The sequence below is a fragment of the Pseudomonas sp. Ost2 genome (assembly GCF_018326065.1).
GTDB classification, from domain to species: Bacteria; Pseudomonadota; Gammaproteobacteria; order Pseudomonadales; family Pseudomonadaceae; genus Aquipseudomonas; species Aquipseudomonas gingeri.
Genome location: NZ_AP021904.1, coordinates 3,337,865 through 3,357,039, shown reverse-complemented (window position 1 = coordinate 3,357,039; position 19,175 = coordinate 3,337,865). Strand labels below are relative to the sequence as shown.

Genomic DNA, 19,175 nt, shown 5'->3' with positions numbered 1-19,175 from the left:
GTGCAGGAACTGGCTTCCAGCGACAACGGCCTCGAGCCTTGCATCGCCGGCAAGCCAGCTCCTACAAGGAGCCGCCTCAAAGCATCCGATACAGCAGTCGCTCGATCTTCACCCGACTGACCCGCCGCAGGAACTTGCTCACCGCCTCCGGGTATTCCACCAGGGTATCCAGCTCCTTGAAGCTGTCGATACGCCGCGTGTTCTCGAAAATCAGCTCCAGCTCCCGGGCCCTTGGCTCCAGCAGTTCGCTGCGCGGATCGTCGATCAGCAAGGCGTTTTCCAGGTCCAGGCGGAAGGCCCGTGGATTGAGATTGTTGCCGGTCAGCAAGGTATAGCGCTGGTCGATCCACATGCCCTTGAGGTGGTAGGTATTGTCACCGTCACGCCACAGGTGCAGGTTCAGCAGGCCACTGTCGATGGCCGCCTGATGACGCTTGGCGAAGCGCCGCAGGCTGATCTCGTACAGGTACGGCAGAGCGGCGATGACCTTGAACGGCTGGCTCGGCGGGATATAGAAGTCGTTGGCGGTCTTGTCGCCGACGATGATATCGATCTTCACCCCTCGTTCCAGGGCCCGGTTGATCTCCCGGGTCACCGCCAGCGGCAGGTTGAAGTACGGCGTGCAGATGGTCAGTTGCTGCTGGCTGGCGGCGATCAGTTCGCAGATCACCCGGCTCAGCGGGTTGTTCTTGCCCAGGCCCAGCAGCGGGCTGACCGACAGGCTGAAACTCGGTTCGGCGCCGGCCTGAGTGTCGTACTGGGCCTTTTTCAGGCGACTGCGCAGATCGCCGATACCGCCGCGCAGGCTGCGGGTGCTCGGCAGGCTCGGCAGGTCCAGGCGGCAGACCGCATGGGAAGCCAGCAACTCCTTGCGAATCAGCCCCTGCATCGAATCGGCCAGGGCGCGGTTTTGCAGCAGGTGATAGCGGTCGAAGCGGTACTTGTCGAACTTGTGCAGGTAGACGTTGTTCAGGCTCGCGCCGCTGTAGATCACGCAATCATCGATCACGAAACCCTTGAGGTGGAGCACGCCGAACAACTCGCGGGTCTGCACCGGCACGCCGTAGATCGGTACTTCGGTGGTGTGGTCGCGGGTCTGCGCCTGGTACCAGGCGCTGTTGCCCGGCTGCTTGCCCGCGCCGATCAGGCCACGCTGGGCGCGCAGCCAGTCGACCACGACGACGATCTCCAGCGCCGGATGGGCCGATTTGGCCGCATGCAGCGCATCGAGAATCTCCTGCCCCGCCTCGTCTTCCTGCAGGTACAACGCTACCAGGGTGATGCGTTGCCGTGCCCCGGCGATCTTCTCCAGCAGGCAGCGACGGAACTCGGCGGCCGACGGCAGGATGGTCAAGGCATCGGCAGTCAACGGGAAACTGCGCAGTTTGGGCAACAGGGAGCGTTTGAAGAGCGACGGCATAGGGCTCGCTAAGGGTCGAATGCGAAGGACTCGAGAGCTTACACCATGCATCGCTTTTTGCGCTCGCCTTCCAGGAGGGCGTTGCTGCCAACCTCGAGATATTCAGCCCATTGCCCTGATAGGCAAAAACAAATTCCGACTGGCCCTTGTAACAGGCTACAAGTTGGCCCATCTAATGGCTCTCTGATATCAATCCTGCGTTTACGCTAAGGAAACCTGAAATGACCCGCTCTCTGACAATCGCCAAACGCCTTGGATTGGGGTTTGGGCTGGTACTTTCGCTGTTGATTCTGGTAACCCTGATCGGGGTCAATCGCGTGGGGTTGATCGACTCGACCCTGACCAACGTCAGCGACGACAGCGCGGTCAAGCAACGCTACGCCATCAACTTCCGCGGCAGTGTGCATGATCGCGCCATCGCCATTCGCGATGCGGTGCTGGTCCGCGACGGCGCTGGCCTGGACACCCACCTGCGCAACATCGAACGGCTGAACGCCGATTACCAGGCCTCGGCCCAGCCGATGGATGCGATCTTCTCCCACATGGGGGCCTCCGATGCCGAACGGCGCCTGCTCGATGACATCAAGAGCAGCGAGCGCGCTAGCCAGGCCCTGACCGCCCGCCTGATCGAGCTGCGCAAGCAGGGCGACATGGACAAGGCCCAGGCTTTCCTGCTGTCCGACATTTCCCCGGCCTACAAGGAATGGCTCAAACGCATCAATGCACTGATCGACTGGGAGGAAGCCTCGATCGGCACGCAACTGGCCGACGTGCGCGCCACCGCCAGCCACTTCGCCACCCTGATGCTGCTGGCCACCTCCATCGCCGTGCTGCTCAGCGTACTGGTCTCGGTGCTGATCATCCGCAACCTCAAGTCGACCCTCGGCGCGGAACCGGAAGCGGTCGCCGACTCGATCCGCCAGCTGGCCAACGGCCAACTCGACGGGGTGATCGATACCCGCTACCCGGACAGCGTCATGGGCGCCCTGAAGACCAGCAACCGCCACCTGGCCGAAACCATCACCCAGGTACGAGCGGTGGCCCACGACCTGATGGGCTCGTCCACGCAACTGCTGGCCAGTTCCGACAGCAACAGCGAGCAGATGCGCGTACAGGCCGGGGAAACCCAGCGCATGGCCACCGCCATCAACCAGATGGCGGCCACGGTCCACGAAATCGCCGGCTACGCGCAGAAAGCCGCGCTGGCCAGCAACGCCGCCGACCAGGCGGTGGAAAGCGGCAAGCAGATGGTGCAGACCACCTCCAGCGAGATGCAGCGCCTGTCCCTGGTGCTCGACGGCGCAGCCGAGTCGGTGGACCAGGTGTCCCACGACAGCCAGGCCATCGAAAACGTGGTGGCGGTGATCAATTCGATTGCCGAACGCACCAACCTGCTGGCCCTCAACGCCGCCATCGAGGCCGCCCGCGCCGGCGAGGCAGGACGCGGCTTTGCCGTGGTGGCGGACGAAGTGCGTTCCCTGGCGACCCGTACCCAGGATTCGACCCGGGAAATCCGCGAAATGGTCGCCCAGTTGCAGTCCGGTGCCGGCAAGACCGCCGAGATCATGCGCAACAGCCGCGAAATGGCCCAGCAGACCGTCGAACGCACCCGTGTCGCCGAAGGCGCGTTGATCCGGATCCGCGAGGAAGTCGGCGCGATCAACGACATGAACGCACAGATCGCCAGCGCCTCCACCCAGCAAGGCGTCGCGGCCCAGGAAGTGAACCAGAACATCAACCGCATCCACGATGCGGCCATGGAGACTTCGGTCGGCTCCAACCAGGTGGCCCTCTCCAGCCGCGAACTCTCGGTACTGGCCGACAGCCTGACGCAGAAAGTCAGCTTCTTCAAAGTCTGATCTCCCCGCCATCACGGTTGCCAGGGACGGCAACGCAGCTCCCGACGGTTTATTTCGAGAACAGGGATTGACCATGGAGAACGATCGTTCTACCATCTCTCCCATGAACGAAAATATTCCGAATCAAACCCGCGACACCCTTCTGGATACCGCCGAGCGGTTGATCTACCAAAGTGGCATCCATGCCACCGGGATCGACCTGTTGGTGAAGACTTCCGGCGTGGCGCGCAAAAGTATCTACAAGTACTTCGGCACCAAGGATCACCTGACCGTCGAGGCCTTGCGCCGGCGGGACGTGCGCTGGATGCAGTGGTACCGCCGCGAAGTCGACAAGGCCGCCACCAGCGGTGAACGTCTGCTCAACCTGTTCAGTGTCCTGACGGGCTGGTTCACCTCCGAAGGCTTCCGTGGCTGCGCCTTCATCAATACTGCGGGCGAGACCGGCGATCCACAGGATCCGGTGCGTCTGCTGGCCAAGGAACATAAACAGAAACTGCTCGACTATCTCGTCGAGCTCTGTGAAGCACATGGCATCGACGACAAAGAAGCAGTTGCCCGGCAATTGCTGATATTGATCGACGGAGCCATTACCGTTGCACTGGTCATGGGCGACCACGGTGCAGCCGATAATGCGCAATGCATGGCGCGGAAGTTATTGGCGCTCTGACGGCGTCATGCCCCGGGAATAACCGCTCAATCTGGATGACGACTTCCCGGGCGTGACACCTTTCGCTTGAACACAGCGCGACAACTGGTCTGAACTCAACCTCATTGGAGACATTGAAATGTCATCTAACGCAGACGCTCGCCCGCCACTTCCGCCTTTCACCCGTGAATCGGCGATTCAGAAAGTTCGCCTCGCCGAAGACGGCTGGAACTCCCGCGACCCGGAACGGGTGTCCCTGGCCTATACCCTGGACACCAAATGGCGCAACCGCGCCGAGTTCGCCAACAACCGCGAAGAAGCCAAGGCCTTCCTCAGCCGCAAATGGGCCAAGGAGCTCGATTACCGGCTGATCAAGGAGCTCTGGGCCTTTACCGACAACCGTATCGCGGTGCGTTACGCCTATGAATGGCATGACGATTCGGGCAACTGGTTCCGTTCCTATGGCAACGAAAACTGGGAATTCGATGAGAACGGCCTGATGGCCCATCGTTTTGCCTGCGTCAACGACCTGCCGATCAAGGCCGAGGAGCGCAAGTTCCACTGGCCGCTGGGACGTCGTCCCGATGATCATCCGAGCCTGTCGGACCTGGGCCTGTAACCGCCTTTCCCACGGCTATCACCGATCGTTCCCACGCTCCGCGTGGGAATGTCTCCGTGGACGCTCTGCGTCCGCTTTGTGACGCAGAGCGTCGCCGAACGGGGTAAGGACCTCAGGGCTTGAAATTATTTCGCCCACGAATGAATAAACTCCAGATATCGCGTGTTCAATCCACAACGCCACCGAGGATTGTCCATGCACACCGTCTCCCTGCCCCCGGGCAACACGCCCACGCACCGCCATGACCGCCTGACCATCGGCCTGCACTGGCTGACCGCGGTACTGGTGATCTATCTCTTCGCCAGCTCGCAGATCTGGGCCCAGCTGGAGCGCGGCACGCCATGGCGCAAAGGCCTGCAGTCGTTGCATATCTCCTGCGGGATCCTGCTGGCGCTGATCGTCATCGCCCGGATCCTCTGGCGTCTGTTCGCCGCACGCCGCCTGCCGGCATTGCATCGCGGCGCCATGAATACCCTGGCCAAACTCGCCCATCTGGCGCTTTATGGATTGCTGCTGGCACAGATCGGCCTGGGTTTCGCCTTTCGCTGGGCCCAGGGCGAGCCCTTCAGTTTCTTCGGCCTGGTGGACATTCCGACGCTGGTCAGCCTCGACCGTTCGCTGCGCCCGGTACTGGCCGGCCTGCACGAACAGGTGGCCTGGGTTATCGTGATCCTGGCCGGCCTGCACGCGATCATGGCCCTGGTGCATCACTACGGCCTGGGCGACGACACCCTGCGGCGCATGCTGCCGGGTGGCCGCCTGAAATAATTTTCAGATCCACCGAATAAAACCCGACGCCCAGGCGTTCTCCTTGTTGCAGACCCCGGAGCAGTACCCATGAGCCTTCGTAAAAGCACTTTCGCCGTTCCCTTCCTGATTGCCAGTTGCCTGGCGGCTTCGCTGTCGAGCAGCCTGGCGTTCGCCTCCGGCGAAGAACCGGCAACGCCGCCGAAAAAGTGCACCGAGCAGCAAATCTGGAACCCGAGAGAAAACAAGTGCGAGCCCAAGGTGAGCAGCACCGCCACCGACGACGAACGCGCCGACTACGCCTACGTCCTGGCCAAGGACAAGCAGTACCAGGCAGCGCTGGACGTACTCGACACCCTGAAGGACCAGAATACCGCCAAGGCCCTGAACTATCGTGGCTACGCCACCCGCAAGCTGGGTCGCACCGACGAGGGCATCGGCTATTACTTGCAAGCCGTGGAACTCGATCCAAACTATGCCCAGGTCCGTGAATACCTGGGCGAAGCCTACGTGATCAAGGGCCGCCTGGACCTCGCCCAGGAGCAGTTGCAGACCATCAAGTCGCTCTGCGGCACCCAGTGCGAAGAATATGAAGACCTGGCAGACGCCATCGCCCATCCTACCCAGAGCTGATAATCGATAGACGCGGAGGTTGCCATCGCCAGCGACAAGGAAATACGAGCCGAGTTGGGCCAGCACCTGGCACGCTTGTGGCGTTATGCCCTGGTGTTGTCCCGACAACGACATATCGCCGAGGACCTGGTGCAGGCCACCTGTGTCCGGGCGCTGGAGCGTGGCGACCAGTTCGTCGCGGGCACCCGCATGGATCGCTGGCTGTTGAGCATCCTGCATTCGATCTGGCTCAACGAGGTCCGCTCCCAGCGCGTGCGCCGGGGCCAGGGACAGGTCGATGCCGACGAGGTGCTGTCCTTCGACGGCGAGCAGGTGGTGCAGACCCATGTGCTCGCCTCGCAGGTCATCAAGCGCGTCGATGCCCTGCCCGAAGCGCAACGCGAAACCGTGTTCCTGGCCTATGTCGAAGGCCTGTCATACAAGGAAGTGGCCCATGTTCTTGAGGTGCCGATCGGCACGGTCATGAGCCGGCTCGCCGCCGCGCGCATGAAACTGGCGGAGCACCCGCCCCTGCGTGCCGTGCCCACCTCAACCAGCGGAGAACGGCGATGACTGATCAGCTTTCTCACTACACGCCTTCCGATGAACTTCTGGTGGCCTTTCTCGATGACGAACTGGATATCGAGGAACGCACGCGCGTGGAAATCGCCATCGCCGAAAACGAGGCCGTCGCCGAGCGCATCGAATGGCTGATCCGCAGTGACCTGCCGTTCCAGGACGCCTATGGCGAACTGCTCGAACAGGCTCCCCTGGCCAGGCTCGAAGCCATGCTCGACTCACTGCCGTCGGAACGCGCCAGGCCGCCCATGAGCCGACGCAGCTTCCTCGCGGTCGCCGCCAGCTTCATGGTGGCCGGGATCGCCGCCGACCGGCTGTTCCAGGTCTGGCAGGCGCCGGCACCACAGAGCGAAGTCAGCTGGCGCAGCGTGGTGGCCGACTATATGACGCTCTATACCACGCAGACCCTGGACAACCTGCCGGGCGACGAAGCCTCGCAGCGGGCGCAGTTGCAGAACCTCGACAAAGGCCTGGGACTGGCCCTGGAGCCCAGCCAGGTAGCCTTGCCCGGACCGCAGCTCAAGCGCGTGCAGATGCTGGAATACGAGCATGTGCCGATTGCCCAGATGGCCTACCTCGATCCGCAGCACGGCCCCCTGGCGCTGTGCATCACCCGTTCGAAGAACGGCGTGAAGCCGGTGACCGAGGAAGTCCGGCACGGGATGAACGTAGTGTTCTGGGCTGGAAAGACCCATGCCTACATGCTGATCGGACGCAACTCCGCCGTCGAGCTGCAAGCCATGGCGAATGTGCTGCGCGAGCGTTTCGCTACCTAACCTGCGCCAGGTCGGGCAGCAGCCGTTTCACCCGGGAACAGCTACCCGGGGGAAACGGCGACCGGCCAATCACCTACCCTGCCCGGCGCCGAGTGCTGACAACACGGCGCACCTCCTGCGCAAGCCGGAAGAACTAGAGTCATCCTTGTATGCTTTACCCCGTGAAATCCAGCATCCGAGGACATTTGAATGCCCCACACTGACAGCCTGTTGCCCCTGAACGACCCACGTTGCGCGCTGATCGTGATCGACGTGCAGAACGACTTTATTCCCGGCGGCCAGCTGGCCGTTGCCGGTGGCGACGAAATCGTGCCGCTGATCAGCCGCCTGGCGAGCCGTTTTCGCAATGTCATCATCGCCCAGGACTGGCACCCCGCCGGTCATGCCTCGTTCGCCAGCAGCCATCCGGGGCGCGTGCCGTTCGACACCGTGCAACTGGCCTATGGCACCCAGGTGCTGTGGCCCGACCATTGCCTGCAAGGCAGCCGTGGCGCCGAACTGCATGCCGACCTGCACCTGCCCCATGCCCGCCTGGTGATACGCAAGGGCTGCAACCCGGGCATCGACAGCTACTCGGCGTTTGTCGAGGCCGACCGCAAGACCCCTACCGGCCTGGCCGGATACCTCAAGGAATGCGGGATCGAGACGGTGTACCTGACCGGCCTGGCCCTGGACTACTGCGTCGCCTGGTCCGCGCTGGACGCCAGGGCGGCAGGCTTCACCACCTTCCTGATTCCCGACGCCTGCCGTGCCATCGACATGGACGGCTCATTGCAACGGGCCATGGAAGAGATGGAAGTGGCTGGCGTCCGGTTCATCGACTCATTGAGCCTGGAGGCACTGAATCAGCAGTGCTGAGCCCACTGTCGACTGCCTGCGCCTGCTGCACCACGGCATAGACGCTCAACTCACTGAGAGTGACCTTGGACAGGACCTCCTGCGGTAACGCCAGCAAGGCCTGATGGGCCTCGTGCTTCAGGCGGGCAAACAGCAGGTCCTGGTCCCCGGCCCGGAAACGCCGGATAAAGTCCTGCAGCGCCTCGAGGCTGGTGCCATCCAGGTCAGGGGACTCTTCCAGGCTGAGGATCACCGCCCTTACCCCCGGCCCCTGCTGTCGGGCCAGGCGCTGGACACTGCCGAGAATGCGCTCGGCATTGGCGAAGAACAACGGCTCCCCCGGCCGCAGGATCAGCAGCCCCGGCACCTCGCGGGCCTGCGGGTGCAGCTGGCAATCGACAAAGTCATGGCCGTCAGCCAGGTGCCCCAGTACCTGGACCGCCGCCGAGGACATCTGCCGCAGCATCAGCAGCAGGCTGATCGCCACCGCCGCCAGCAAGCCGTCCAGTACCCCGAGCAACAGGACCGCGCCTACCGCGCAGATCGCCAGGAATCGATCGCGGCGCCAGGCGAAGTAACGCTGCAAGGGTTCCAGGCTGACCGCCCGGGTCAAAGCATGAATGACAATCGCCGCCAGCACCGGCTCCGGGGTCAACGCGATCAACGGCAGCAGCGTCGAGACAATAAGCAGCACCACCAGCGCGGCGACCACTCCGGCACAGCGTGACGTCGCCCCCGCGGCCTCATTGGCCGAAGTCGCCGAATACCCGGCACCGGCCGGCATGCCATGAAACAGCCCGGACAACAGGTTGGCACCGCCCAGCACCAGCAGGTCGCGATTGGAACTCACCCGGTCGCCATGCTTGAGGGCGAAGGCGCTGATGGAGCCATAGGATTCGGCATACAGGATCATTACCAGGGCAAAGCCCAGCTCCACCAGCTTCAACCAGTCGGAGAAGCCCAGGCGTGGCAGCGACGGCACTGCCAATTGCAGGTCGATGACACCGATCAGGCCGACCCCATGGCTCGGCAGGTCCAGCCATTCGCCCGCGGCGACACCCAGCATCACCACCAGCAGGCCCCCCGGCAGGCGTCGGAAACGCCCGAAAATCCACAGCAGCACCAACGCCACGCCGGCTACTGCCGCGCCGGCCCAGTTCCATCGGGGCAATTGCCCGAGCAGTTCGGGAATGAAGCGGATCAGGTCACCGTGCTCCGGATGGACGTCGACGATGCTTGCCACCTGCTTGAGGATGATGGTCACCGCAAGGCCGAAGGCAAAGCCGCGCAACACCGGCTTGGCGATAAACGAGGTCACGCTGCCCAGCTTGAACAGCCCGGCAAGCAGGAACATCAGGCCGGTGATCAGCACCAGGCCGATGGCCATGGTCAGGCGCAGGGCGATGTCCGTTCCGGCCACCGACAGCGTCGCCGCGGCCAGTACCGCGGCGGACGACGAGGTGGCCGAGACGATCGCAAAGCGACTGGTACCGAACAGCCCGTAGCAGAGCAGCCCGGCGAAGAGCGCGATCACCCCGGCCTGGGGCGGCAGATTGGCGATGGTCGAATAGGCCACCGCCTCGGGCAGCAGCAGGCCGGCGATCGACAGGCCGGCGATCAGGTCAGCCCCGCTACGACGAGGCTGGGCGGAAGGTGCAGCGGTATTGCCGGGTGAAGGTTCACGCATCGATGGGCCGGTCCGTCCTGGCAGGTAGCGGGCATCCTGGCTTCGCGCCAGTTGCAGGGCGGTCTCACGCTCCTTGTGCGCAAGCTTAGCGCTGAATCGTCCGGCAGACACTATCTCGCCACAAGGAAGAGGGTGTCGCTCAGCGCGCTGCCGCCAGCTTCCACACCCGGGCGATATCCCGCGCCCGCGCCGACAGCAGGGACGCGGCCTCGGCACACGCCTGTTCCAGGCTCATCGGTCCGGACGCCAGGGCAAACGCCGCATCGACACCGTGCTGGTACATCTGCTCATAGCCTTCGCCCAAGGTGCCGGCCAGCACGATCACCGGCACGCCATGCTGCCGGGCAATCCGCGCCACGCCAAAGGGCGTCTTGCCACGCAGCGTCTGGGCATCGAAGCGCCCTTCGCCGGTGATCACCAGATCAGCACCTTGCACCGCCTGCGCCAGGCCCACCAGTTCGGCGACCACTTCCACCCCCGGGCGGAACTGCGCGGCGAGGAAGGCCTTGGCGGCGAAGCCCAGGCCCCCTGCCGCACCGCTGCCGGGCTCGTCGCGGACATCATCGGGCAGTACCTCGGCGCACAGGTCGGCAAAATGCCCGAGGGCGGCATCCAGCTCGCGGACCTGGGCCGGTGTCGCGCCTTTCTGCGGGCCGAAGATCGCCGAAGCCCCGTGCTCGCCGCACAGCGGGTTATTCACGTCGGCGGCGATTTCGAAACGCACTTCGGCCAGGCGCGGGTCCAGCCCGGCCTGCTCGATACGCTGCAGTTGCGCCAGGGCCCGGCCGCCTCGCGCCAGCGCCTGTCCCCGGGCGTCGAACAAGCCCAGGCCCAATGCCTGCAAGGCACCGGCACCGGCGTCGTTGGTGGCGCTGCCGCCGATGGCCAGGATAATCCGCCGGGCCCCGGCATCGAGGGCCGCGCCAATCAGCTGGCCGGTGCCGAAGGTACTGCTGATGCAGGCATCCCGTTGGCCGGGCGGCACCAGTTGCAGGCCGCTGGCCTCGGCCATCTCGATAATCGCGGTGTGGCTGTCCGGCAACCAGCCCCAATGGGCCTGCACCGGCGTGCCCAGGGGCCCCTGGACCGTCGCGTCATGCCGCTCGCCATTGCAGGCCGCCAGCACCGACGCCACCGTCCCCTCGCCACCATCGGCCATCGGGCACTGGATCAGTTGTGCCTGCGGCAGGACTTCGGCCAGCCCTTCGGCAATGGCCTTGGCCACGGCGTCGGCACTCAGGCTGTCCTTGAAGGAGTCAGGGGCGATGATGATTTTCATGGGGGCGTTCTCCGGTTCTTATGGCGTCCATGCTGCCAGTTGAAACAGGGAATGACGCCTGTCTGCTGCACAAGCATTGGCGGGCTTTATTGTTCATTTCTACAAACCCGGCTCGTCGTGCGGCAGCAACTGCACGCCCAGGTACAACGCCAGCATCCCGTCCAGGCGTAACGGATCGACGCCGCTGAGTTCGGCGATACGCTCCATGCGATAGCGCAGGCTGTTGCGATGGATGCCCAGGGCTTCGGCGCAGGCATGACTCTGGCCATCGTGCTCGCACCAACTGCGCAAGGTCGAGAGCAACTGGCCGTTGCCATCTTTGGCGATCACCCTGCGCAAGGGCTTGAGCAGTTCCTCCAGGGCATCGTCGTCACGATGCCGCCAGAGCATCACCGGCAGACGATAGCGGTTGAGCTGCAACACGCGGGTCAGCGGCACCACATCGCGACCGTAGGCCAGCAGGTCGCTGACCCGCCGATAACAACGGCGCAATCCCGCCAGGCCATCGGCCTGTCCGCCCTGGGCGAGTCGCAGGACTTTCCAGCCCTGGCCGTCGAGCTTCTCCAGCAACCGCAGCTCATCCAGTGCCACCGTCGCCGGACGGCACCAGAGCAATGACGACTCCGAGGCACTGACACACCAACTGTCGGGGTATCGCGACTGCAGCCAGGTAATCAACGCGTCGACGTTCTGCCCCGGCTCCAGTTCGAACAGGCACGGAATGCGCGGCAACTGCGGCTTGAGCCCCATCTGCCGGGCTTCGTCGACCAGCCGCGGCGAATCCCCGGCATCGCCCAGGAGCAGGGCCAGCAGGTCATCGCTGCGCTGGCGCCGCCATTGCTGCTCGGCCTGCTGATGGCGCTGGCCCACCAGCATTTCGGCGGTCATGCGTACCAGCTCGGCATAGGTGCGCAACTGATCCGGGTCGCCGGTGATACCCAGCACGCCGATCAGCCGCTGATCGTGCAGCAGCGGCAGATTGATCCCCGGTTGCACGCCCTTGAGGTGCTTGGCCGTCTGTACATCGATCTCCACCACCCGCCCATTGGCCAGTACCAGCTGTGCCCCTTCGTGCCGGGTGTTGACCCGCTCCTTCTCGCCACTGCCGAGAATCAGGCCCTGGCTGTCCATGACATTCACGTTGTAGGGCAGGATCGCCATCGTGCGGTCGACGATATCCTGCGCGAGGTCATGGTCCAGTTCGAACATGGGGAGCGGGTCCTTGGTCTAGATTGTTCAGTGGCACAGGGTACACCGGCAAACCCTGTGCACCGGCACAAAGACAGCAGGCCCCGGGGTGGCCGAGACTCACAGGGCGATCAACGTTACCCTTGCATCGCAAAAAATCATAATAAAGAGAGACCGCCATGTCACAGAGCGCCGCGTTGCCCCAGGCCACCGCTGACTTGAAAAATGCCGTATACAAGCGCATCACCCTGCGCCTGATCCCCTTCATCTTCATCTGCTACCTGTTCAACTACCTCGACCGGGTCAACGTTGGATTCGCCAAGCTGCAGATGCTCGACGCCCTCAAATTCAGTGAAACCGTCTACGGCCTCGGGGCCGGGATCTTCTTTATCGGCTACGTGCTGTGCGGCGTACCGAGCAACCTGGCCCTGAACCGCTTCGGTCCACGGCGCTGGATCGCACTGATGATGATCACCTGGGGCCTGTTGTCGACCTGCCTGCTGTTCGTCACCACGCCAACCCAGTTCTACACCCTGCGACTGTTCACCGGTGCCGCGGAAGCCGGGTTCTTCCCGGGCGTGGTGCTGTACCTCTCGCAGTGGTTCCCGAGCTTCCGGCGCGGTCGCATCATGGCCCTGTTCATGTCGGCGATCCCGGTTTCCGGCCTGCTCGGCAGCCCGTTTTCCGGCTGGATCCTCAACCACTTCGCCGCCGGCCAGGGCGGCCTCGCCGGCTGGCAGTGGATGTTCCTGCTGCAGGGCATCCCCACCGTACTGCTGGGTGTCGCGGCGTTCTTCCTGCTGGCGGACAAGTTCGCCAACGCCAGGTGGCTGACCGCCGAAGAGCGCGCGGTGCTCGAAGCCGACCAGGCGATCGATGCCGCCAACAAGCCGAAAACCGTCAGCGACTCCCTCGGCGAGGTGTTCAAGAACCCGGCCATCTGGGCGTTCGGCCTGATCTATTTCTGCATCCAGAGCGGCGTCTACGCCATCAACTTCTGGCTGCCGTCGATCATCAAGAACCTCGGTTTCAGCGACAACCTGGTGATCGGCTGGCTCAGCGCGATTCCTTACCTTTTGGCGGCGGTGTTCATGCTGCTGGTGGGACGCTCCGCCGACCTGCGCAAGGAGCGTCGCTGGCACCTGGTGGTGCCGATGCTGATGGGCGCCATCGGCCTGCTGATCGCGGTCAACTTCGCCACCCACCCGGCCATCGCCATTCTCGGCCTGACCATCGCCACCATGGGCGCCCTCACCGGCCTGCCGATGTTCTGGCCGGTGCCGACCGCCCTGCTCAGTGCCGGTGCCGCCGCCGGCGGGCTGGCCTTGATCAACTCGATGGGCCAGATGGCCGGTTTCCTCAGCCCGTACCTGGTCGGCTGGGTCAAGGATGCCAGCGGCTCCACCGACGCCGCGCTGTATGTCTTGGCGGCCGTGATCGTCGGCGGCAGCCTGCTGGCCCTGCGCATGACCCGCGGCCTGCGCGCCCAGTAATCCCCACGCCATGAAAAGGACCTGGTAACCGGCATCGCCCGTTATCAGGTCCACGCACCGTCAGATATTGGCAAGATAATTGAGGGATTGCCCGGCGACGGGCTTCTGGTATCTGATTGAGACTTTTCCGTCAGCGCAAAAGGACGACAATCATGAGTTATCGCACCCTCGGCCAGTCCGGGCTCAAGGTTTCCACGCTGACCCTGGGCAGCATGATGTTCGGCGAACAGACCGATACCGAAACCTCCCTGCGGATCATCGACAAGGCCTGGGACCAGGGCGTCAATTTCATCGACACCGCGGACGTCTACAACGCCGGGCGTTCGGAGGAAATCGTCGGTGAAGGGGTGGCCCGCCACCGGCACGACTGGATCATCGCCTCCAAGGTCGCCATCGGCCCGGCGGATGGCGTACCGAACCGCAGCGGCCTGAGCCGCAAACACATCTTCAATGCCATCGAGGCCAGCCTCACCCGCCTCGGCACCGATTACCTGGATATCTACTACCTGCACCGCGAGGACCACAATACCCCGCTGGAGGTCACCGTATCGGCCATCGGCGACCTGCTGCGCCAGGGCAAGATCCGCCATTGGGGCCTGTCGAACTATCGCGGTTGGCGCATCGCCGAAGTGATCCGCGTGGCCGAACGGCTCGGGGTCGACCGGCCGGTGATCAGCCAGCCGCTGTACAACATCGTCAACCGCCAGGCCGAGACCGAGCAGATCACCGCCGCCGCGGCCTACGGTCTCGGCGTGGTGCCCTACAGCCCGCTGGCCCGTGGCGTGCTCAGCGGCAAGTACGCGCCGGATGTCGCGCCGGACGCCAACAGCCGCGCCGGCCGCCAGGACAAACGGATCCTGGAAACCGAATGGCGACCGGAGTCCCTGCGCATCGCCCAGCAGATCCAGCAATACACCCAGGGCCGCGGCGTGGGCATTGTCGAATTCGCCATCGCCTGGGTCCTGAACAACGCGGCGGTCAGCTCGGCGATTGTCGGTCCGCGCACCGAAGCACAGTGGGACAGCTACACCAAGGCGCTGGCGGTACAGATCAGCGCCGAGGATGAAGCCTTTATCGATTCGCTGGTGACGCCGGGGCATGCCTCGACGCCGGGCTTCAACGATGTCAGCCACTTCGTTTCCGGACGCAAGCCGCTGAATCAGTAACCTGTCCGGGCGAGCCGGCTACTGGGAAGTCGGCATCGCGAATTCGGCCCCCTTGGCGATGCTGTTCGGCCAGCGCTGCATGATCGATTTCTGCCTGGTGTAGAAGCGCACGCCTTCTTCACCATAGGCATGCATGTCACCGAACAGCGAACGCTTCCAGCCACCGAACCCGTGCCAGGCCATGGGCACGGGAATCGGCACGTTGATGCCGACCATGCCGACCTGGATCCGCCGGGCGAACTCGCGGGCGACATGACCGTCGCGGGTATAGCAGGCCGTGCCGTTGCCAAACTCGTGGGCATTGATCAGTTCCACCGCGTCGGCAAAGTCCTTCACCCGTACACAGGCGAGCACCGGGCCGAAGATTTCCTCCCGGTAGATCTTCATCTCGGGTGTGACGTGATCGAACACGGTGCCGCCGAGCCAGAAACCGTTTTCACAGTTGTCTCCGGCTTGCCGGCCATCAAAGCCACGACCGTCGACCAGCAACTGCGCACCTTCCCGGATGCCCTGCTCGATGTAGCCGGTGATACGCTCGCGCGCCACCTGCGAGACGATCGGCCCCATTTCGGCGGCCAGGTTCATGCCATCGAGGATCTTCAGCGTCTCCGTGCGCTCGACCAGTCGCGGCATCAGCCTGTCGGCAACATCTCCCACCAGCACGGCGACCGAGATGGCCATGCAGCGCTCCCCTGCCGAACCGAACGCCGCGCCCATGAGCGCATCGATGACCTGGTCGATATCGGCGTCGGGCATGACCACCATGTGGTTTTTCGCGCCGCCCAGGGCCTGGACACGCTTGCCGTGGCGCGCGCCGGTCTCGTAGATATGGTTGGCGATCGGCGTCGAGCCGACGAAGCTCACGGCCCTGACTTCCGGATGCTCCAGCAGCGCGTCCACCGCTTCCTTGTCGCCCTGCACCACGTTGAACACGCCGTCCGGCAGCCCGGCCTCCTTGAACAGTTCGGCGATCAGCAAGGCCGGTGTGGGATCGATGGGGCTGGGCTTGAGGACAAAGGTATTGCCGCAGGCAATGGCCACCGGGAACATCCACATGGGCACCATCACCGGGAAGTTGAAGGGCGTTATGCCTGCAACCACGCCCAGGGGCTGGCGCACGGTCCAGTTATCGATGTTGGTGGAGACCTGCTCGGAGTAATCGCCCTTGAGCAGTTGAGGGATGCCACAGGCGAACTCGACCACTTCGATACCGCGGGTGACTTCACCCTGGGCATCGGTGAAAACCTTGCCGTGTTCGGCGGTGATCATCCGGGCCAGCGTGTCGCGGTTCTTGTTGAGCAGGTCGAGAAACTTGAACATGATCCGCGAACGACGCAGGGCCGGCAGGTTCGACCAGGCCGCAAACGCAGCGGCCGCGGACCGCACCGCGGCATCGACCTCTTGCGACGAGGCCAGGGCCACCCTGCCGGTCACCGATCCGGTGGCGGGGTTGGTGACGTTTTGCGTGCGCCCGGAAGTACCTGGCATCACGCGACCATGAATGTAATGGGCGATATCGGCTGGCTGATTGCTCATGACGGGAGTCCCCTGTGTGGTGGTTTCTTGTTGGAAACAGCGAGGCGGTCTTCCGGCGAAACGCCCGGTCAATGGCGACCCGGTTCGTCGGAGTGCCCCGCGAAGACAACATAGGAGCCACGCCAGATCATGTAAAATGATGATTAATGATTCATTCGATCACTTATCATGAAGTTTCTGGCCCAGCCATTTCGCCCTTTCGGCCAACCGTCGCTGCCAGTCCCCGGCCAGCCCGGGAATCGCGGCCAACGCCAGCAACTCCTCTATCAGCGGCCGATGAGACAGTTGCACTTCCCAGAACCTGTCGATGGAAAACCGATCCGTTTGCCGCTGCACAAGTTCGATCACGTCGCCTTCGCGGATAATCCCGGGTTCGAGCACCCGGTAATACCAGCCGGTAATTCGCTCATGGGCCACAAACATCGACATCTGTTCGACGCCAAAACGATGATTGATCTTCCAGCACGGACTGCGCGGTTGCGACACCTGCAAGACTGCACCGCCCATCTGGAAAACATCGCCGATATGCACATTTCTTTCGCTCAGTTCCACCGCACAGATGTTTTCTCCCAGACTGCCGGGATTCAACTCCTCCACACTTTGCGGATAAGCCAGTGCCAATCGTGCATAGTTTTCCATCGCATATTGATGAACGGCCTTTTCCGGCCCGCCATGCACCCGGGTATCCGCGTGCTCGTCACCCACGATGCCCTGGATATCCACGCGGACCGGGCCCGTCACTCTTCGTTTGAAGATTCCGCTGCGCTGCCCTTCGGGCTGTAAAGTCCCTGTTCCGCCGGCAAAGATACTTTCGATTTTCGAAGTCAGTTTCATCTTTTAACTGCCCGCCTCGCCCCTGTTTTCCGGCACTTTACTAATCACCATCAATCTAGTAAATTGATGGATAGTGATGACATCCATCACTTCTAATAATAGGTGACATTACTTATGGAAATGCGCCAGCTGAAGATTTTCTGTGCGGTTGCGGAGCTTGGCAGTTTTACCGCGGCGGCAATCAACGTGAATACCGTCCAGTCCAATGTCACCATGCGGGTGAAAGAACTTGAAACCGAACTTAATCGGGATCTGTTCATTCGCAAGAAAAGTGGTGTAGTCCTGACTTCAGCCGGTGAAACATTCCTCGGTTATGCCCGACGCATATTGCAACTCACGGATGAAAGTCGCAGCGCCCTGATGGATACCGGCGTGCCGAGCGGAATGCTGCGACTGGGATCGATGGAGACCACCGCGGCGATCCGCCTGCCGCAAGTCCTGACCCGCTACCGCGAGCGTTTTCCCGAGGTACGGCTTTCCCTGCTGACCGGCACAACCGCCGAGCTGATCAAGGCCATCGAGACCCATCGGCTCGACGGCGCTTTCGTTGGCGGGTTCCACCAGAATTCGGCCCTGGCACAGGACGTCGCATTCGAAGAGGAACTGGTGCTGGTCAGTAGCAGCCACTTCGACTCGCTGGCAACGCTGATCGAACAGATGCCCCAGCAAACCGTGCTGGTTTTCCGCACCGGCTGTTTCTATCGCTCGACCCTGGAGAACTGGTTCTATCAGGTCGGCCTGGTGCCCAACCAGATCATGGAGCTGGGCACACTCGACGGCATCCTCTCATGCGTGGCGGCGGGCATGGGCGTGACCCTCCTGCCCAGGGCCATCGCCGAGAGCTGCAGCGTGCGGCATGCCATTCACTGCCACACGCTGCCGGCCGAATTCGCCAACGTCTCGACGGTCTTCATCCGTCGCAGCGATACCATGCTCACCTCTGCCCTGAGCGCCTTTATCGAACTGGCGCAGGAGCACATCAACCGGCCAACGATTCAGTAAGCCTGACCGGCGCCTGATCAGCGGGCGCCAGCCCCTCGACCAGCACGGCCATGCGATCCGCCGCGGGCCCGACACGATGGATTTTCCCCACCCCCTGGCCGGCATACAGCGATAGCTTCCTGGCCATGCGTGGCGGATCGATCTTGCGGGCGCCCCCGCCCATCAGGCGCAACGGATTCCATTTGTCACGATTGGCAATGACCCGGTGCGGTGTCCCGTACGTCCAGCCAAAGGAATAGCCGGTGCGGTACTCGGTATCATCCGCGGTCGCCTCGACAATCTTCTGCTTGTAGAGCTCATGGGCATTGGACTCGTTACAGGCGACAAAAGCCGTGCCGACGACAACCCCCGCCGCGCCCAGCGAGAGCATGGCGCGGACATCCTCGCCGGTGACGATCCCCCGGCGGCCAGTACCGGCCGCCCCTGCGCGACGGCAACCAGCGCCGGCAACAGCGACATGATCCCGATCGTGCCCCGATTCAGGTGCCCGCCGCTTTCGCTGCCCTGTGCCACGATGATGTCAGCCCCTTGCTCGATGGCCTGCCTGGCCAGCGCTATCGAGCCCACCTGCACCATCACCCGCATCCCGGCGGCCTTCGCCCGGGGGATCATATCGGCGGCGTAATCCTCGGCATAAAACAGCGACAGCAGCCGGGGCCTTTCCTGCAGGAGCACCTGGAACTGCGCTTCGAATACGTCGGGGCCACCAAACTGCGGGACGAGATTGACGCCAAAAGGCCGGTCGGTCAGTGCGCGTGTCTCGTGGATCCAGCGACGCAGGACCGATGGCGCCAGCCTGAGCCCGCCAAGAACCCCCATCCCGCCGGCGTTCGCCACCGAGGCAACCAGTTCGGGGCCGGAAATGGCCGCCATGCCACCGAGAAAGATCGGATAA

The 19,175-nt window shown here is 63.3% G+C and carries 17 protein-coding genes and 1 pseudogene; 11 read left to right on the top strand and 7 right to left on the bottom strand.

The window, feature by feature from the left end; translation table 11 throughout:
* Positions 1 to 76: 76 nt before the first annotated feature.
* Entirely contained in the window at positions 77 to 1,420 is a 1,344-nt protein-coding gene (pssA, locus tag KI243_RS14890) for a CDP-diacylglycerol--serine O-phosphatidyltransferase (protein ID WP_017127393.1), read from the bottom strand.
* A 221-nt stretch (positions 1,421 to 1,641) separates the two neighbouring features.
* On the opposite strand from pssA, the gene KI243_RS14885 reads away from it, so the two are divergent.
* The 8 genes from KI243_RS14885 to pncA all read left to right on the top strand — a co-directional run bounded on the left by KI243_RS14885 (position 1,642) and on the right by pncA (position 8,116).
* Positions 1,642 to 3,279, top strand: coding sequence for a methyl-accepting chemotaxis protein (locus tag KI243_RS14885; RefSeq protein WP_212811076.1), 1,638 nt, complete (start codon positions 1,642 to 1,644; stop codon positions 3,277 to 3,279).
* A 103-nt stretch (positions 3,280 to 3,382) separates the two neighbouring features.
* A complete protein-coding gene (locus tag KI243_RS14880) occupies positions 3,383 to 3,946 on the top strand; it encodes a TetR family transcriptional regulator (protein WP_017127395.1) in 564 nt (187 codons plus the stop codon).
* Positions 3,947 to 4,064: 118 nt separating this feature from the next.
* Entirely contained in the window at positions 4,065 to 4,544 is a 480-nt protein-coding gene (locus tag KI243_RS14875; RefSeq protein ID WP_042935887.1) for a nuclear transport factor 2 family protein, read from the top strand.
* Positions 4,545 to 4,739: 195 nt separating this feature from the next.
* Positions 4,740 to 5,312: a cytochrome b gene (locus tag KI243_RS14870; RefSeq protein ID WP_177131066.1), complete on the top strand. Its 573-nt coding sequence runs from the start codon at positions 4,740 to 4,742 to the stop codon at positions 5,310 to 5,312.
* Between the two features lie 69 nt (positions 5,313 to 5,381).
* Positions 5,382 to 5,924, top strand: coding sequence for a tetratricopeptide repeat protein (locus KI243_RS14865; protein WP_177117923.1), 543 nt, complete (start codon positions 5,382 to 5,384; stop codon positions 5,922 to 5,924).
* A 54-nt stretch (positions 5,925 to 5,978) separates the two neighbouring features.
* Entirely contained in the window at positions 5,979 to 6,476 is a 498-nt protein-coding gene (locus tag KI243_RS14860) for an RNA polymerase sigma factor (RefSeq protein ID WP_017127399.1), read from the top strand.
* Complete coding sequence (locus KI243_RS14855; RefSeq protein WP_212811075.1) at positions 6,473 to 7,258, top strand: transcriptional regulator; 786 nt, start codon at positions 6,473 to 6,475, stop codon at positions 7,256 to 7,258. The genes KI243_RS14860 and KI243_RS14855 overlap by 4 nt, the downstream gene beginning before the upstream one ends.
* 189 nt (positions 7,259 to 7,447) lie before the next feature.
* Positions 7,448 to 8,116 (top strand): bifunctional nicotinamidase/pyrazinamidase, encoded by a 669-nt coding sequence (gene pncA / locus KI243_RS14850; protein ID WP_017127401.1) that lies wholly within the window; start codon positions 7,448 to 7,450, stop codon positions 8,114 to 8,116.
* Here the strand turns inward: pncA and KI243_RS14845 are convergent.
* From KI243_RS14845 to KI243_RS14835, 3 genes are all read right to left on the bottom strand, one after another.
* Positions 8,073 to 9,782 (bottom strand): SulP family inorganic anion transporter, encoded by a 1,710-nt coding sequence (locus tag KI243_RS14845; protein WP_212811074.1) that lies wholly within the window; start codon positions 9,780 to 9,782, stop codon positions 8,073 to 8,075. The two genes, pncA and KI243_RS14845, sit on opposite strands and share 44 nt — an antisense overlap.
* 139 nt (positions 9,783 to 9,921) lie before the next feature.
* A complete protein-coding gene (locus KI243_RS14840; protein ID WP_177131059.1) occupies positions 9,922 to 11,061 on the bottom strand; it encodes a glycerate kinase in 1,140 nt (379 codons plus the stop codon).
* A gap of 99 nt (positions 11,062 to 11,160) precedes the next feature.
* Positions 11,161 to 12,270, bottom strand: a complete 1,110-nt coding sequence (locus tag KI243_RS14835) for a sugar diacid recognition domain-containing protein (protein ID WP_017127405.1) — start codon at positions 12,268 to 12,270, stop codon at positions 11,161 to 11,163.
* Positions 12,271 to 12,428: 158 nt separating this feature from the next.
* On the opposite strand from KI243_RS14835, the gene KI243_RS14830 reads away from it, so the two are divergent.
* A complete protein-coding gene (locus KI243_RS14830; protein WP_177118974.1) occupies positions 12,429 to 13,742 on the top strand; it encodes an MFS transporter in 1,314 nt (437 codons plus the stop codon).
* A 152-nt stretch (positions 13,743 to 13,894) separates the two neighbouring features.
* Entirely contained in the window at positions 13,895 to 14,908 is a 1,014-nt protein-coding gene (locus KI243_RS14825; RefSeq protein WP_212811073.1) for an aldo/keto reductase, read from the top strand.
* Between the two features lie 18 nt (positions 14,909 to 14,926).
* On the opposite strand, the gene KI243_RS14820 is transcribed toward KI243_RS14825, so the two are convergent.
* Entirely contained in the window at positions 14,927 to 16,444 is a 1,518-nt protein-coding gene (locus KI243_RS14820; RefSeq protein ID WP_212811072.1) for a CoA-acylating methylmalonate-semialdehyde dehydrogenase, read from the bottom strand.
* Between the two features lie 159 nt (positions 16,445 to 16,603).
* The gene (locus KI243_RS14815) at positions 16,604 to 17,278 is read right to left on the bottom strand and encodes an MOSC domain-containing protein (protein ID WP_212811071.1); all 675 of its coding nucleotides are present in this window, start codon (positions 17,276 to 17,278) and stop codon (positions 16,604 to 16,606) included.
* Positions 17,279 to 17,392: 114 nt separating this feature from the next.
* On the opposite strand from KI243_RS14815, the gene KI243_RS14810 reads away from it, so the two are divergent.
* Positions 17,393 to 18,280: a LysR family transcriptional regulator gene (locus tag KI243_RS14810; protein ID WP_042935891.1), complete on the top strand. Its 888-nt coding sequence runs from the start codon at positions 17,393 to 17,395 to the stop codon at positions 18,278 to 18,280.
* Here KI243_RS14810 and KI243_RS14805 read toward each other — a convergent pair.
* A pseudogene (locus KI243_RS14805) lies at positions 18,258 to 19,153 on the bottom strand (nitronate monooxygenase). The gene KI243_RS14810 and the pseudogene KI243_RS14805 overlap by 23 nt on opposite strands.
* Positions 19,154 to 19,175 lie beyond the last annotated feature (22 nt).